The sequence below is a fragment of the Streptomyces sp. YS415 genome (assembly GCF_023544665.1).
Lineage (GTDB): Bacteria > Actinomycetota > Actinomycetes > Streptomycetales > Streptomycetaceae > Streptomyces.
Window position 1 is genome coordinate 45,157 of the sequence record NZ_JAMJFL010000033.1, and the last position, 16,445, is coordinate 61,601.

The 16,445-nt window shown below is 73.2% G+C and carries 13 protein-coding genes; 12 read left to right on the top strand and 1 reads right to left on the bottom strand.

All coding sequences use genetic code 11. The features are described from left to right. Positions 1–5: 5 nt before the first annotated feature. The 11 genes from M8H82_RS30685 to M8H82_RS30735 all read left to right on the top strand — a co-directional run bounded on the left by M8H82_RS30685 (position 6) and on the right by M8H82_RS30735 (position 14,891). Positions 6–944, top strand: a complete 939-nt coding sequence (locus tag M8H82_RS30685; protein ID WP_250078346.1) for a carbohydrate ABC transporter permease — start codon at positions 6–8, stop codon at positions 942–944. Beyond that, entirely contained in the window at positions 941–1,831 is an 891-nt protein-coding gene (locus M8H82_RS30690; protein ID WP_250078347.1) for a carbohydrate ABC transporter permease, read from the top strand. Before M8H82_RS30685 ends, M8H82_RS30690 begins: the two co-directional genes overlap by 4 nt. Positions 1,832–1,839: 8 nt before the next feature. Further along, positions 1,840–3,105: a 6-phospho-beta-glucosidase gene (locus tag M8H82_RS30695; protein WP_250078348.1), complete on the top strand. Its 1,266-nt coding sequence runs from the start codon at positions 1,840–1,842 to the stop codon at positions 3,103–3,105. Then, entirely contained in the window at positions 3,096–4,067 is a 972-nt protein-coding gene (locus M8H82_RS30700) for a BadF/BadG/BcrA/BcrD ATPase family protein (RefSeq protein ID WP_250078349.1), read from the top strand. The genes M8H82_RS30695 and M8H82_RS30700 overlap by 10 nt, the downstream gene beginning before the upstream one ends. A gap of 266 nt (positions 4,068–4,333) precedes the next feature. Continuing rightward, positions 4,334–5,722: a hypothetical protein gene (locus M8H82_RS30705; RefSeq protein WP_250078379.1), complete on the top strand. Its 1,389-nt coding sequence runs from the start codon at positions 4,334–4,336 to the stop codon at positions 5,720–5,722. 14 nt (positions 5,723–5,736) lie between these two features. Then, positions 5,737–6,780, top strand: a complete 1,044-nt coding sequence (locus M8H82_RS30710; protein WP_250078350.1) for a glutamate ABC transporter substrate-binding protein — start codon at positions 5,737–5,739, stop codon at positions 6,778–6,780. Between the two features lie 54 nt (positions 6,781–6,834). Next, on the top strand, positions 6,835–8,169 hold the full coding sequence (locus tag M8H82_RS30715) for a hypothetical protein (protein WP_250078351.1): 1,335 nt from the start codon (positions 6,835–6,837) through the stop codon (positions 8,167–8,169). Then, positions 8,166–10,643: a serine/threonine-protein kinase gene (locus M8H82_RS30720; protein ID WP_250078352.1), complete on the top strand. Its 2,478-nt coding sequence runs from the start codon at positions 8,166–8,168 to the stop codon at positions 10,641–10,643. The genes M8H82_RS30715 and M8H82_RS30720 overlap by 4 nt, the downstream gene beginning before the upstream one ends. Further along, positions 10,644–11,933, top strand: coding sequence for a protein phosphatase 2C domain-containing protein (locus M8H82_RS30725; RefSeq protein WP_250078353.1), 1,290 nt, complete (start codon positions 10,644–10,646; stop codon positions 11,931–11,933). It begins immediately after the preceding gene. Positions 11,934–12,032: 99 nt separating this feature from the next. Further along, positions 12,033–13,376, top strand: coding sequence for a VWA domain-containing protein (locus tag M8H82_RS30730; protein ID WP_250078354.1), 1,344 nt, complete (start codon positions 12,033–12,035; stop codon positions 13,374–13,376). Between the two features lie 105 nt (positions 13,377–13,481). Further along, positions 13,482–14,891, top strand: a complete 1,410-nt coding sequence (locus tag M8H82_RS30735; RefSeq protein ID WP_250078355.1) for an FHA domain-containing protein — start codon at positions 13,482–13,484, stop codon at positions 14,889–14,891. Between the two features lie 43 nt (positions 14,892–14,934). Here the strand turns inward: M8H82_RS30735 and M8H82_RS30740 are convergent, their stop codons facing one another. After that, a complete protein-coding gene (locus M8H82_RS30740) occupies positions 14,935–15,912 on the bottom strand; it encodes a methyltransferase domain-containing protein (RefSeq protein ID WP_250078356.1) in 978 nt (325 codons plus the stop codon). A gap of 109 nt (positions 15,913–16,021) precedes the next feature. Here M8H82_RS30740 and M8H82_RS30745 point away from each other — a divergent pair, with 109 nt between their 5' ends. Then, positions 16,022–16,435, top strand: coding sequence for a globin (locus M8H82_RS30745; RefSeq protein ID WP_250078380.1), 414 nt, complete (start codon positions 16,022–16,024; stop codon positions 16,433–16,435). The last annotated feature ends 10 nt before the right edge of the window (positions 16,436–16,445 follow it).

Consider the following 16,445-nt stretch of genomic DNA (forward strand, 5'->3'; position numbering starts at 1 on the left):
CGCCCATGTCCACGCTCGCCGTACGCCGCCGCAGGTCCGCCCTGCGGACGCTGGCCTTCCTCTCCCCCTGGCTGATCGGCTTCACCGTCTTCTTCGCCTACCCGCTGGTCTCCACCGTCTACTTCTCCCTGATGAGGTACGACGGCTTCAACACCCCGGAGTTCCGGGGCCTGGACAACTGGGCGTACGTCTTCGCCGACTACCCCATGTTCTGGCCCGCGCTGCGGAACACCCTGTGGCTGGTCCTGGTGATGGTCAGCTGCCGGGTGGTCTTCGGACTCGGGGTGGGCCTGCTCATCACGAAGATCAAGACGGGCACCGGCCTCTTCCGCACCCTCTTCTACCTGCCCTACCTCGCCCCGCCCGTCGCCGCCACCCTCGCCTTCGTCTTCCTTCTCAACCCCGGTACCGGACCGGTGAACTCGGTCCTGGAGGGGATGGGGCTGCCCGCTCCGGGCTGGTTCACGGACGCCGCCTGGTCGAAACCGGCGCTCACCGCGCTCGCCCTGTGGGGCGTCGGCGACCTCATGGTCATCTTCATGGCCGCGCTGCTCGACGTACCGAAGGAGCAGTACGAGGCGGCCGAGCTGGACGGGACCTCGCCGTGGCAGCGGTTCCGGTACGTGACGCTGCCGAACATCTCGCCGATCGTGCTGTTCGCGGTGGTCACGGGCGTGATCCAGACCATGCAGTACTACACCCAGCCGCTGGTGGCCGGGAAGGTCGCCTCCGGGGTGATCGGCGGCTCGGGGCAGTCCTTCGAGCCCGGCTACCCCGACAAGTCGACCCTGACCCTCCCCCAGCTCGTCCACAACCTCGGCTTCCAGCGCTTCGACTACGGCGCCGCCTGCGTCGTCGCGCTGGTCCTCTTCGCCCTGGCCATGGCCTTCACGGCGCTGCTGATGCGCCGCCGCGGCGGGCTGCTCGGAGCAGGTGACCGATGACTCAGGTACTGGAAAGGCCCGTACGCCTGGAGCCGCCCGGCGAGGCCGCGCGCACGGCCCGCCGCCGCTCGCTGCTGGAGTGGATCGCGGTGCACGCCCTCGGGGTGGCCGCCGCGCTCTTCTTCACCCTCCCCTTCGTCTTCGTGGTCCTCACCTCGCTGATGAGCGACCAGCAGGCGCTCACCCGCGACCTCGTCCCCGACACCTGGCAGTGGGACAACTACCGCAGGGTCCTCGACACCCCCGGTTTCCTCACCTGGTGGCGCAACACCCTCCTGTACGCCGGTCTCGGCACCGTCCTCACGGTCGTGTCGTCGCTGCCGGTGGCGTACGCGCTGGCCAAGTTCCGCTTCCGGGGCCGCAATCTGTCCCTGATGCTGGTCATCGCGATGATGATGCTGCCGCCGCAGGTCGTGATCATCCCGATGTACCTGTTCTGGGCGAAGCAGCTGGACCTGTCCGGCACCCTGTGGCCGCTGATCGTCCCGATGGCGTTCGGGGACGCGTTCTCCGTCTTCCTGCTCCGCCAGTTCCTGCTGACCATCCCGGACGAGTACCTGGACGCGGCCCGCGTGGACGGCTGCGGCGAGTTCAGGACCCTGCTGCGGGTCGTGGTGCCGATGGCGAAGCCCGGCATCGCCGCCGTCGCCCTCTTCCAGTTCTTCTACGCCTGGAACGACTACTTCGGCCCGCAGATCTACGCCTCCGAGAACCCCGGTGCCTGGACGCTCAGTTACGGCCTGGAGTCCTTCAAGGGCGCGCACCACACCGACTGGAACCTGACCATGGCCGCGACCGTGCTGGTCATGGCCCCCGTGATCCTCGTGTTCTTCTTCGCGCAGAAGGCGTTCGTCGAGGGTGTCACGCTGACCGGAGTGAAGGGTTGACCCGCGCAATGAAACTGACGGTGGTCGGCGGAGGCTCGACCTACACCCCCGAACTCGTCGACGGCTTCGCCCGGCTGCAAGACACGCTGCCGGTGACGGAGCTGGTCCTGGTGGACCCGGCGGCCGAGCGCCTCGAGCTGGTCGGCGGCCTGGCCCGCCGCATCCTCGCCCGGCAGGGCCACCCCGCCCGGGTGGTCACGACGGACGACCTGGACCGGGGCGTGGAGGGCGCCGACGCCGTCCTGCTCCAGCTCCGGGTGGGCGGCCAGGCGGCCCGCGAGCAGGACGAGACCTGGCCGCTGGAGTGCGGCTGCGTCGGCCAGGAGACGACCGGCGCGGGCGGCCTGGCGAAGGCCCTGCGGACGGTGCCGGTGGTGCTGGACATCGCCGAACGCGTCCGGCGGGCCAACCCGCGCGCGTGGATCATCGACTTCACCAACCCGGTCGGGATCGTGACCCGCGCCCTGCTCGGGGCGGGCCACCGGGCGGTCGGGCTGTGCAACGTGGCGATCGGCTTCCAGCGCCGGTTCGCGGGCCTGCTGGGCGTCGCCCCGGCAGACGTCCACCTGGACCACGTGGGCCTGAACCACCTCACCTGGGAGACGGCGGTCCGCCTCGGCGGCCCGGAGGGCGCGAACGTCCTGCCCCGGCTGCTGGCCGAGCACGGCGAGGACATCGCCTCCACCCTGCACCTGCCCCGCGCGGTACTGGACCGCCTCGGCGTCGTCCCCTCCTACTACCTGCGCTACTACTACGCCCACGACGAGGTGGTGGACGAACTGCGCACCAAGCCCTCCCGGGCGGCCGAAGTGGCGGAGATGGAAAGGCAGTTGCTGAAGCTGTACGCGGACCCGGCGCTCGACGAGAAACCGGAGCTGCTGGCCCGGCGGGGCGGCGCCTACTACTCGGAGGCCGCCGTGGACCTGGCGGCGGCACTGCTCGGCGGGGCCGGCAGCCCCTACCAGGTGGTGAACACGTACAACCACGGCACGCTGCCCTTCCTCCCGGACGACGCCGTGGTGGAGGTGCAGGCCGCGGTGGGCCCGCAGGGGGCGGCGCCGCTGCCGGTGGCGGACGTGGATCCGCTGTACGCGGGACTGATGGCGAGCGTGACGGCGTACGAGGACCTGGCCCTGGAGGCGGCGCTGCGGGGCGGCCGGGAGCGGGTGTTCCGGGCGCTGCTCGCGCACCCGCTGGTCGGGCAGTACGCGTACGCCGAGGCCCTCACCGACCGGCTGATCGCGCACAACCGGGAGCACCTGGCGTGGGCGTGACGGGCACGGTGCTCGCCGTCGACGCGGGCAACAGCAAGACCGACGTGGCGGTGGTGACGGCCGGCGGGGAGGTCATCGGGGCGGCGCGCGGCGGCGGGTTCCGGCCGCCGGCGGTCGGGGTGACGGCGGCGGTGGACAAGGTCGCGGACGCGGTACGGCGGGCATTCGCCGAGGCGGGCGTCGACTCGGTGTCCCACGTCTCGGCGTGTCTGGCCAACGCGGACCTCCCGGTGGAGGAGGAACAGCTGTCGGCCGCACTGCACGCGCGCGCGTGGGGGGCGACGGTCGACGTCCGCAACGACACGTTCGCGATCCTGCGGGCGGGCGTGGCCGAACCGCGCGGCGTGGCCGTGGTGTGCGGCGCCGGCATCAACTGCGTGGGCATGCTCCCGGACGGCCGCACGGCCCGCTTCCCGGCGCTAGGCCGCATCTCCGGCGACTGGGGCGGCGGTTGGGGCCTGGCGGAGGAGGCGCTGTGGCACGCGGCGCGGGCGGAGGACGGGCGGGGCGCCCCGACCGCGCTGGCCGCGACGCTCCCGGCCCACTTCGGCCTCCCGTCGATGCAGTCCCTGATCGAAGCGCTGCACCTGGATCACCTCCCCCTCTCCCGCCGCCACGAACTGGCCCCGGTCCTCTTCGCGACGGCCGCGGCGGGCGACCCGGTGGCCCGTTCCCTGGTCGACCGCCTGGCGGAGGAGGTGGTGACGATGGCGACGGTCGCGCTGCGGCGGCTGGACCTCCTGACGGAGGAGGCTCCGGTCATCCTCGGCGGCAGCGTCCTGGCCGCCCGGCATCCCCTCCTGGACACCGGCATACGGGACTTGCTCGCCACCCGCGCCCCGAAGGCGGTACCGCGCGTGGTGACGGCACCACCGGTGCTGGGCGCGGTGCTGCTGGGGCTGGACGTGGTGGGCGCGGGAGCGGAGGCGGAGGCGCGAGCGCGGGCGCATTACGGGGGGTGAGCGGCGGGGGCGGCAGCGTCGGAGGCGGCCATCTCCCGCCCCACGTCACCCCCACCCGCCCCTCGCCGCACCCCGACCCACCCCCGCCGGAACCGAACCGGTGGCCGAGGCGTATTCATGGGCAGGGGGTGATCCGGGATCCCGCCTGGCCGTCGGCAGGCTTCGGCAGTGATACTTGCGGGCGACGGATGACCATGGGGGAGGTCGAAGTGACACAGCCGGCGACGAGCAGCACGGCACCACCACCGGGATCCGGCGTGCCCGCCATGCCGCCGATCCCGCCGCAGCAGCACCGGCCCGCTCCCCCCGCCGAGCCGACGGCACCCCCGCCACCGGTGACCCGCCGCACCGCCTTCGCCGAGGGCGTGGACCGGCTCCGCGCCGCCGCCACCACCGAGCCCGGCCGGCTCCGGATCATCGGCGCCGTACTCGCCCTGCTGGTCGTCGCCTTCGGCGCGGTCACCGCCTGGCAGGTCGCCGACCGCGCGGCCGCCGCCGACGACGTCCTGCACAGCAGCCAGCCGCTCAGCTCCGACGCCGCCGACATCTACCGCTCCCTCGCCGACGCCAACACCGCCGCCTCCAGCGGCTTCCTGGCCGGCCGCTCGGAGACCGGCGTCAACCGCGTCCGCTACGAGAAGGGCATCCGCACGGCCGCGGAGAAGCTCGTCACCGCCGCGGCCAACTCCGACCCCGACTCCCCCTCCGCGGCGACCATCGCCAAGCTCAACCGGCTGCTCCCGGAGTACAAGGGCCTGGTCGAGCAGGCCCGGACGTACAACCGCCAGGGCTTCCCGGTCGGCGGCGCCTATCTGCGGTACGCCAACGAGAAGATGCAGCAGGAGATGCTCCCGGCCGCGGAGGATCTCTACAAGAAGGAGAACCAGCGGCTGCGCGACGACTACGACGGCGCCACCCCGTACCCCTGGGCCGCGATCGCCCTCGGCGTCCTCGCGCTCGCCGCCCTCGCCTGGGCCCAGCACCGCAACTACCGCCGCACCAACCGCGTCCTGAACCACGGCCTGGTCGCCGCCACCGCCGCCGCCACCGTGGTGCTGCTGTGGCTGGTCATCGGCCACAGCGTGGCCCGCGCGAGCCTGAACGACTCCTACGACCACGGCGTCCGCTCGCTGAACGTCCTGCACGACGCCCGGATCGCCTCCCTGAAGGCCCGCGGCAACGAGAACCTGACGCTGGTCTCCCGCGGCGCCGAGACGAAGAAGGTCGGCGAGGAGACGTACGACGCCTACGACTACGACTTCACGCAGGACATGAACGCCCTCGGCAAGGGCCTCGCCCTCGCGGGGGATCTCGCCGACGACCGGGCGGGCGAGCGGCCGGTCACCTCGGCCGTGGCGAACATGACGGAGTGGAAGAAGCGCCACTCCGCCGCCCGCGCGGAGGACGAGAACGGCGAGTACCAGCAGGCGCTGGACAAGGTGATCGGCGCCAAGGGCACCACCGGCGAGTGCTTCGACAGCGTCGACACCAACCTCGCCACCGCGCTGAAGCACGAGACGGCCGAGTTCAAGTCGGCGGCCGGCAACGGCCTGGACGCGATGTCGGGGCTGACCATCGGCGCGGCGGTGCTCGCCGTGCTGGGCGCGGCCGGCGCCGTCCTGGGCATCGGCCGCAGGCTGTCGGAGTACCGGTGAGAGGGGGCAGGACGATGCGCGCGAAGCGACTGCGGGCCAGTCTGAAAGGCTGGGGCGGAGTAGGAGCGATGGCGGCCGTGTGCGCCCTTGCGGTGGTGCTCGCGCTGCTGCTGCCGCTCGCCCGGGCCGCCGGCGACGGCAGCACCGGCACCGGTGGCCCGGGGATCGCGCAGGGCAGCCACGCCCGCGCCGAGGAGGAGTGCACGGACCCGGAGAAGCAGACGCTCTCCCCGTCCGGCGCGGACGGTCCGACCATCGAGGCGATCAAGAACCGGCAGGGCGAGAAGCGCAAGCTGATCGTCGGCGTCGACCAGAACAGCTACCGCTGGGGCTACCGCAACCCCAACAGCACCGGCGCCGCCGAGCTGGAGGGCTTCGACATCGACCTGGCGCGCCGGATCGCCGAGGACATCCTGGGCGACCCGGACGCGGTGCAGTTCAAGGCGATACCGACCAACCAGCGCATCCCGGCGATCCAGGAGGGCCGCGTCGACATGGTGGTCCGCACCATGACGATCAACTGCGACCGGCTCACCGACGTCGCGTTCTCCGCGCCCTACTTCAAGACCGGCCAGCAGGTCCTCGCCCCCAAGTCCTCCGACGTCACCGGCTACGACGACACCCTCGCCGACCGGAAGATCTGCACCGCCGAGGGTTCGACGGCGTACTCCACCCTGGAGCAGGGCCGCAAGGACGGCAACCTGCCGGCCTCGGCGGACATCTCCCGCACCGTTCCCAACCAGCTCGACTGCCTGGTCCGTCTCCAACTCGGCGAAGCCGACGCGGTGGTGACCGACGGCGCGCTCGCCGCGAGCCAGGCGGCGCAGGACCCGACGGTCGAGCTGAAGGGCGCGGCGTTCACCACCGAGTACTACGGCGTGGCGATGAAGAAGGACGCCGACGATCTGGTACGCCGGGTCAACCAGATCCTGGTGGACTACCGCAAGGACGCCTCCGGCGGCTGGCAGGCGTCGTACGACACCTGGCTGTCGGCGACACTGGGGGCGGAGTCGGCGGATTCGGAACCGCCCGCACCGCGGTACCTCCGCAAGAGCTGAACCCGGCACGAGCACAACCCCCCAACCGCACAACACAGCAGCGAGAGGTGATCGATGGGCGTCACGGGACCCCCCGGGCCGGTGATGGACCGGGACGAGGTGGACCGTGCGCTGGCGCGGCTCGGCGCGGAGCACGAGGCGATCGAGACCTCGCTGCTCGCCCTCCAGGACCACGCGGGCCGCAGACTCCTCGAAGGCGCCGAGCTCACCGGCGTCACCCACGAGCGCTGGACGGCCGCGGAGGCGTCGATCACGCTGCTGTGGGCCTACTTCGACGCCTATACGGCGGCCCTGCGCGGCGCCCGTGAGATCCGCTCCCGGCGCCGCTGGTCCAGCCGCGAGGACCTGGCGGAGCTGACCGAGCTCCTGCGCGGCGAGTCCGTCACGGTCGCCGGTTCCACCGTGGCCACCGCCAACGCGCCGACGCTGCACGGCGGTTCGGGCAAGCTCAGCGAGCGGTTCACGCTGGCCGCACTGGTCGACCGGATGAACGAGCTGTACGCGAGCTCACTGGACATGGTCGTCGCCGCCGACGCGGTGTGGTCGGCGCTGCCTGCCCGGATCGATTTACTGGCCGCGGAGCTCCAGCGCACCCGCAAGCTCGCGCACTCCGTCGGCGTCCGCCCGGGCGAGCACCCGGCCGGCGACGACCTGGAGCGCATCACCCGCACGCTGACGGACCTGCGCGCGCAGGTCGTGTCGGACCCGCTCGCCTTCTGGCGTCCCGCGCAGGGCAGTTCGGCCCCCGGCGGCGGCAAGCCGGACACCACGGTGTACGACCGTGAGGCGCGCGCCCTGGAGGACGTACGCCGGGAGATCGACGCCGTGCTCACCGTCCGGCAGGACGCCGAGGCCCGCCTGGTGAAGCTGCGGGACGTGCTCTCCCGCGCGGACCGCACCCTCGCCGAGGCACGCACCGCGCGCGGCGAGGTCCTGGCGAAGATCGCCGCCACCGAGGTACCGGTGGTCAGCGGTCCGCCGACCGCGCTGCAGGAGCAGCTGGCGACGGCCGCCGAGTACCGCAGGCACGGCCAGTGGCACCGGCTGTCCCCGCTGCTGGAGTCGCTGGAGGAGAAGGCGGAGGACGAACTGCTGCGCGCCCGCGAGTCGTTGACCGCCGTTACCCAGCCGCTGGCGGTCCGCGCCGAGCTGCGCGGGCGGCTGGACGCGTACAAGGCGAAGGTGGCCCGGCACGGCCTGGCCGAGGACCCGTTCCTCATCGAGCGGTACGACGCGGCCCGGCGGATGCTGTGGAGCGCGCCCTGCGACCTGCGCGTCGCGGAACAGGCCGTCCTGCGCTACCAGCGGGCGGCCGTCGAACTGCTCGGCACCCCGCGGGTGGCGGAGCAGGACGGACCGGAGGATCGTCGGGGGGAGACGAGGTCATGAGTCAGCCACAGCAGTCCTGCCAGCGGCCCGGCTGCGGCGGTGCGTACGAGGACATGGGCGGCGGTGAGCTGTACTGCGACACCTGCGGTCTGGCCCCGGTCGTCTCCTCGTCCGGCATGGTCGGCTCGACGCCCACCGGGGTGACCGGCGGCGGCAAGGGCGGTTCGGGCAGCACCAGTTCCCGCTCCAGCAGCCGCAGCAGCTCGCGTACGTCCTCGCAGTCGTCGAAGTCGCGCCGCTCGGTGTCCGGGCGGCTGTCGCGGTCCCTGTCGGGCCGTGCCTCCGGCCGCTCGGTGTCGGTGCGCAGCTCCGGTTCCGCCGCCGCCACCTCGGGACGGGGCCGGCTCGGCGTCGGCCTGGTGGACGTGCCGGACGTGCCGCGGCCCGACCCGCGCGCGATGGTGCTGGACAACCCGGAGGTGCCCGAGCGCAAGCGGTTCTGCTCGCGTTCGGACTGCGGGGCGCCGGTGGGCCGGGCGCGCGGCGAGCGGCCGGGCCGTACGGAGGGCTTCTGCACCAAGTGCGGGCACCCGTACTCCTTCGTCCCGAAGCTGAAGTCCGGCGATGTGGTGCACGGGCAGTACGAGGTCGTGGGCTGTCTGGCACACGGCGGGCTCGGCTGGGTCTACCTCGCCGTGGACCGTGCGGTCTCCGACCGCTGGGTGGTCCTCAAGGGCCTGCTCGACACCGGCGACCAGGACGCGATGGCCGCCGCGATCTCCGAGCGGCGCTTCCTCGCGGAGATCGAGCACGCCAACATCGTGCGGATCTACAACTTCGTCGAGCACCTGGACCAGCGCACCGGCTCCCTGGACGGCTACATCGTCATGGAGTACGTCGGCGGCAAGTCCCTCAAGGAGATCGCCAACGACCGCCGCACCGCGGCGGGCAAGCGCGATCCGCTGCCGGTGGAGCAGGCCTGCGCCTACGGCATCGAGGCCCTGGAGGCCCTCGGCCATCTGCACAGCCGCAACCTGCTGTACTGCGACTTCAAGGTCGACAACGCCATCCAGACCGAGAGCCAGCTCAAGCTCATCGACATGGGCGCGGTGCGCAGGATGGACGACGAGGAGTCGGCCATCTACGGCACGGTGGGCTACCAGGCGCCGGAGGTCGCGGAGGTCGGCCCGTCGGTGGCGAGCGACCTCTACACCGTCGGCCGCACCCTGGCGGTGCTCACCTTCGACTTCCAGGGCTACACGAACGTCTTCGTGGACTCCCTGCCCGACCCGGACAACATCGAGGTGTTCCGGCAGTACGAGTCCTTCTACCGGCTGCTGGTCCGGGCGACGGACCCCGACCCGGCCCGCCGGTTCGCCTCCGCGCAGGAGATGGCGGAGCAGCTGACGGGCGTGCTGCGGGAGGTCGTGTCGCTGCAGACGGGACGCGCGCGGCCCGCGCTGTCGACGCTGTTCGGTCCCGAAGTGAAGGTCACCGACACGGTGTTGTTCCCGAAGCTGGACGGCGAGGTCTCCCGTCTGGGGGCCCGCGGCAGCGCCGCCACCACCGCGCCCGCCCTGGCCGGCGGCCTGGTCAAGCCCGTCCTCACCCCCGCGGCGGCCCTCGCCCTGCCCGTGCCGCACGTGGACCCGGGAGACCCCAACGCCGGTTTCCTGGCGGGCCTGATGACCTCCGCGCCCGGCGAACTCGTCAGCGCGCTCGCCGCCGCCCCGGCGCCCTCCACCGAGACCCGGCTGCGGCAGGTGCGGGCCTGGCTGGAGAACGGCGACGCGGGCACCGCCCACGAGGCCCTGCTGCACCTGGAGGCGGAGCGGCCCGACGACTGGCGGGTGGTCTGGTACCGGGGCGTGGCCGCGCTGGTGACCGGCGATCACGAGGGCGCCGCGCTCGCCTTCGACGCGATCTACGACGCCTTCCCCGGCGAGCCCGCCCCCAAGCTGGCCCTGGGCCTGTGCGCGGAGGTGCTCGGCCAGCTCGACAACGCCGCCGAGTACTACCGCCTGGTCTGGACGACCGACCCGAGCTATGTGAGCGCCGCGTTCGGCCTGGCCCGCGTCCAGCTCGCCACCGGCGACCGGCGCAGCGCCGTGACGACGCTGGAGTCGGTTCCGGAGAGCTCCATCCACTACACGGCCGCACGGGTCGCGGCGGTACGGGCGCGGCTGCGCCAGCGCACCGCGGTCGCCGGTGACGTACCGTTCCTGGACGACCTGACCGCCGCGGCGGGCCAGGTGGAAGCGCTTCAGGCGTACGGTCTGGACCCGGCGCGCCGCGAGCAGTTGGCGGCCGAGGTGCTCGGCAGTGCGCTGGACTGGATACTCTCCGGTGGCCAAGGTTCCGTCCCCACCGCCGTCGGGGGACGGTTGCTGCTCGGCAGCGGCCTGGACGAGCGGGGACTGCGGTTCGGTCTGGAGCGTTCGTACCGCACGCTGGCCCGGCTCGCGCAGGGCGGCGAGGAGAGGATCGACCTGGTGGAACGTGCCAATCGTTACCGCCCCCGGACGTGGGTGTAGTTGATGTCGCAGATGCCCCAGCAGGCCGCTCTGTCGAAGTGCCCGAGCTGCGCCGAACCGCTGCTCTCGGGTGACCGTTTCTGCGAGAAGTGCGGATACGACCTGTCCGCCCTCGCCGGCACACCGGCCGCCTTCAACAGCGCGGTCCCGCCGCCGCGGCCCGGCGCCGCCGGCGCGGCCTGGCCGCAGGTCTCCGAGCCGGCCGGCCCGGACGCCCCGGCGGCGGTGCACCGGCCCGCCGATCTCCCGGGGGCCGAACCGGACGGCCGCGGTCACTCGGGCGTGCGGTTCGACCACGCGCCCGAGCCCGAGGAGTACCCGCTCCAGGCGCCCGACCCGCGCGTCGCCGCCGAGGAGCCGGCCCCGGCCGGGGCCGCCAAGGTGTGCGTGGCCTGCCGGGCGGGCCGGGTCGACCACGACGGCTACTGCGAGAACTGCGGTCACGCCCAGCCCCGCGAGCGCGACCACATGGAGCAGTCGTGCGGCCCGATCGCCGCCGTCAGCGACCGCGGACTGCGCCACCACCGCAACGAGGACTCCTTCGCCGTGGGCTGCACGGCCCTCGCCGACGGCTCCCCCGCGCTCCTGGCGATCGTCTGCGACGGCGTCTCCTCGGCGACCCGCCCCGACGACGCCTCGCAGGCCGCGTCCCGCGCGGCGAGCGAATCGCTGCTGGCGGCGCTGCCGCAGGGCACGCATCCGCAGCAGGCCATGCACGAGGCGATCGTCGCCGCCTCCCGCGCGGTCAACGCGCTGGCCGGCGAGCCCGCCACCGCCCGCGAGCACGCCCCGCACCAGAACGCGCCCGCCTGCACCCTCGTCGGCGCCGTGATCACCGCCGGGCTGCTGGTCGTCGGCTGGGTCGGCGACAGCCGCGTCTACTGGGTCCCGGTGGACCGCAGCGCGCCCGCGGCCCGGCTCACCGAGGACGACTCCTGGGCCGCGCAGATGGTCGCCGCGGGCCTGATGAACGAGGCCGAGGCGTACGCCGACGAGCGCGCCCACGCGATCACCGGGTGGCTCGGCGCGGACGCCTACGAACTGGAGCCGCACACCGCGTCCTTCAAGCCGGACCGGCCGGGCGTGGTGGTGGTCTGCACCGACGGGCTGTGGAACTACGCCGAGGCGGCCGGCGAGATGGCGGACGTGGTGCCCCTCGACGCGGCCGTACGTCCGCTGCACAGCGCCCAGGTGCTGGTGGGCCACGCGCTCGACGGCGGGGGCCACGACAACGTAACAGTGGCCGTGCTGCCGTTCCCGGCCCCGCCGATGGGGGCAGGATCGGCCTGAGGCCACGCAGCGGGGAAGCCTCGACGGGCCGGAGGGGACCGGTCCGCCATCAGCCATCGCCCCACCCCGGTGGGGTGACCTAGGGGGATCACAGAAGGCATGGCCATTTTCTCGAAGTCGAACGTGCCGCAGTTCTCGATGGACGTGTACCAGAACGAGTACCTTCCCGAGGGCGGCCGTGAGGTCAACGCGATCGTCACGGTCTCCGCGACCGGCGGCGGCACGATCGGAAGCGCGGTCGCGGCGCCGCTCTACACGCCGGGCCAGGGTCCGTCCGCCGCGGTGGCGATCATGGTCGACTGCTCGGGTTCGATGGACTACCCGCCGACCAAGATGCGCAACGCCCGGGACGCCACGGCCGCGGCCGTCGACACCCTGCGCGACGGGGTGCACTTCGCAGTGATCGGCGGCACGCACGTCGCCCGGGAGGTCTACCCGGGCGCCGGCCGGCTCGCGGTCGCCGACGCCACCACCCGCGAGGAGGCCAAGCAGGCGCTGCGCAGGCTCAGCGCGGGCGGCGGCACGGCCATCGGCACCTGGCTGCGGCTCGCGGACCGGCTGCTGTCCTCCGCGGACGTCGCCATCCGCCACGGCATCCTGCTCACCGACGGCCGCAATGAACACGAGTCACCGGAGGACCTGCGCGCCGCACTGGACTCCTGCGCCGGCCGTTTCACCTGTGACGCGCGCGGTGTGGGCACCGACTGGGAAGTGAAAGAAGTCACAGGGATCGCCTCCGCCCTGCTCGGCACCGCCGACATCGTCGCCGACCCGGCGGGCCTGGCCGACGACTTCACGCGGATGATGGAGACGGCGATGGGCAAGGAGGTCGCGGACGTCGCCCTGCGGGTGTGGACGCCGGTGGGCACGACCATCAAGTTCGTCAAGCAAGTGGCGCCGACGGTCGAGGAGTTGACGGACCGCCGTACCGAATCGGGGCCGCGCTCCGGGGACTACCCCACCGGCTCCTGGGGAGACGAGTCCCGTGACTACCACGTCTGCGTCGAGGTCCCGGTCGCCGACCTGGGCCAGGAGATGCTGGCCGCCCGGGTCTCGCTGGTCGTCCCGCAGCCGGACGGCAGCGTCCAGAACCTCGGCGCCCAGGGCCTGGTACGGGCCGTGTGGACCGACGACATGGCCGCCTCCACCTCGATCAACCCCCAAGTCGCGCACTACACCGGGCAGGCGGAACTGGCCCAGGCCATCCAGCAGGGCCTCGATCTTCGCAAAGCGGGCAATATGGACGGAGCAACGGCCAAACTGGGCCGGGCCGTTCAGCTCGCCAGCGCCTCCGGAAACGCCGATACGGCGAAACTCCTTGCGAAGGTGGTGGACGTGGTCGATGCCGCGGCAGGTACTGTGCGACTGAAGGCGAAGGTCGCGGAGGCCGACGAGATGACTCTCGAGACCCGGTCGACAAAGACTGTTCGTGTGAAGAAGTGACATCAGAAGTGCCCGGGGGAAGCTACCGGGCACTGAGCGAGCCTGACCCCTCGGGGTTGGAGAAATCCGGCCGCCCGGCCGGAAAGGAGAGGGGGAAGCGCCGACATGCCGACCTGCCCGAACGGACACCAGTCGGGTTCCGACGACTGGTGCGAGGTCTGCGGTCACCGCATGGCCGGTGCCGTGCCCCCGCCCCCTCCGCCGCCCCCGCCCGGCGGTGGCTACGGCTTCCCGCCGCCGCCCGGCGGCCCCGGCGCCCAGCCCGGCGGTGGGCGTCCGCACCTGGCCCCGGTACCGGAGCGCGAGCCGGAGCTCTGCCCGCAGTGCCGCACGCCCCGTGAGGGCGGTGCGCCGTTCTGCGAGGAGTGCCGGTGGAACTTCCTGACCAACACGGCGACCTCGTACACCCCGGCCGCCCCGCGCCCGCCGGCGCCCGGCTCCGGCCCGAACCCTGCGGGCCGCTTCCAGCAGCAGCCGCCCGGGCCGTCCTACGGCGGGGGTGACGCGTACGACTACCAGAGCTCGCGGCCTTCGCAGATGAACCGGCCGGCCGAGCCGATCCCGCCGTTCGGCGCGGACCCGTCGTCGGGACCGGGCGGCCCTGGCGGCCCCGGCCCCGGCCCCGGTGGTCCTGGCGGACCTGGCGGCCCCGGCCCCGGCCCCAGTGGTCCTGGCGGCCCCGGCGGCCCCGGCGGCCCCGGTCCGTTCGGCGGCCCGTCCGGTCCTGGTGGTCCCGGCCCCTTCGGCAACCCGTCGGGTCCTGGCGGGCCCGGTGGCCCCGGAGGTCCTGGCGGTCCCGGCGGTCAGGGTGGCCCGTCCGGCTTCGGTGGCGACCCCTCGCGGCAGCCTCCGCCGCCGCCCGGCGGCCCGGGTGGCCCCGGCGCCCCGCAGGCGTACCGCTCCGGCCCGCCCGCCCCGCCCGCCTACCCGCAGGAGACGAACCGCCCCCAGCCCGGCGGCCCGTCCTTCGGCGGCGGCGAGGACGACTGGGTGATCCCGCCCCCGTCCCCCACCGGCCCCGGCGGCCCCGGCCACCAGGGCGGCGGTTACGGCTACCCCCAGCCCGGCAACCACCAGGCCCCGCCCGGCCCGGCGTACCAGCAGCAGCCGGCCACCTGGATGGCGACGATCGGCCCGGACCGCGACTACTTCATGGCGATGATGCAGCGCTCGGGCCCCGAGGCCGCGGGCCTGAACCTGCCCGCGTACTCGCCCGAGCAGCAGCGCACCCTCACCGGCAACCAGGTCACCATCGGCCGCCGCCGCCACTCCACCGGCGACACCCCCGACATCGACCTGTCGGTGCCGCCGGAGGACCCGGGCGTCTCGCACCAGCACGCGGTGCTGGTCCAGCAGCCGGACGGCTCCTGGGCGGTCGTCGACCAGAACTCGACGAACGGCACGACGGTGAACGGCTCCGACGAACCGATCCAGCCGTTCGTCCCGGTACCGCTGCAGGACGGCGACCGGGTCCACGTCGGCGCGTGGACGACCATCACGATCCGCAGGGGCTGATGATCGGCACGGGCTGACGATCGGCAGGGGCTGATTCGGCTCCTCACCGGAGGGGCCAGGCGTACGGCCCCTCCGGATCGTCCAGCCAGGCCCACTGGCTCCCGCCGCTGAAGGTGATGCCGTAGCGCTCGCGCTGCGGTGCGCCCTCGCGGTCCCACAGCGCGTACACCTCCTGCGGGTCCAGGCTGTCGCGGCTCAGCGCCAGCAGGAAGCGGAACAGGTCGTGGTCCCTGGCGGGGCGTGGCACTCCGCCGAGGGGCGGCGGCTCGGGCCGGCCGCCGCCGCGCAACGGGACGAAGTAGGCGGGCGTGTGCAGGAACCGCCCCTCGGCATGCCCGGCGTCCCGCACGGTGAGGGCGACGAGACCGGTGGCCAGCGGGGTCAGGATCCGGGCACCCTCCCGGCACTGGGCGAGCCAGGCTGCCGGGATCGAGGGCAGCGTGCAGGTCGCGATGATCCGGTCGAACGGCGCCCGCTCGGGGGCGCCCCGGGTGCCGTCGCCGGTGAGGACGGCGGGGTGGTACCCGGCGGCGGCCAGATGCTGCCGCGCGGACTCGGTGATCTCCGGCTCCAGCTCCACGGTGGTGACGAGATCGTCGTCGCCGAGCCGCTGGGCGAGCAGGGCCGCGTTGTACCCGGTCCCCGCGCCGATCTCCAGCACCCGGTCCCCGTCCCGCAGCTCCAGCGCGACCAGCATCATCGCCATCAGCGAGGGCTGGCTGCTGGAGGAGAGCAGCTCCCCGTCGCGCAGCCGGGTGGCCAGCGGTACGTCCGCGTAGGCGCCGCGCAGCCAGCGCTGCCGTGCTCCGGGCTCGGGACTCTCGCTCCAGCGCCGCTCGTAGCCGCCGACGGCACCCACGTAGTAGTAGGGCACGAAGAGATGACGCGGCACGGCCGCGAACACGTCCCGCCACACCGGATCCGCGGCCCAGACCCCGCCGCGCTCGATCTCGCGCACGAGTTCCGCCCGCGCCGTGCCGGCGAGGTCGTCCGGATCCTGGTCGGGAACATCGGCGCTCATGACTCCACTGTCCTGCGGGACGCGCCGCCGGGCGAGGGCAGAGCCGGGCAGGACGGTCGGAGCGGGAAGGGTCCTAAGTCTCCGGACCTGGGTCGCGGCGTCTGAGACCATAGGGGATGTGAATGAGATTCGGCGCGGCACACTGCAGGAGCAGACCTTCTACGAGCAGGTCGGCGGGGAGGAGACCTTCCGCCGCCTCGTCCACCGCTTCTACGAGGGTGTCGCCGAGGACCCGCTGCTGCGGCCCATGTATCCCGAGGAGGACCTGGGCCCCGCCGAGGAACGCTTCACGCTCTTCCTGATCCAGTACTGGGGCGGCCCGACGACGTACAGCGAGAACCGCGGCCACCCCCGCCTGCGCATGCGCCACGCCCCGTTCGCCGTCGACCGCGCGGCGCACGACGCCTGGCTGAAGCACATGCGCGCGGCCCTGGACGACCTCGGCCTCTCCGAGGAGCACGACCGCACTCTGTGGAACTACCTGACGTACGCGGCAGCGTCGATGGTGAACACCGAGGGCTGATACACGGTAC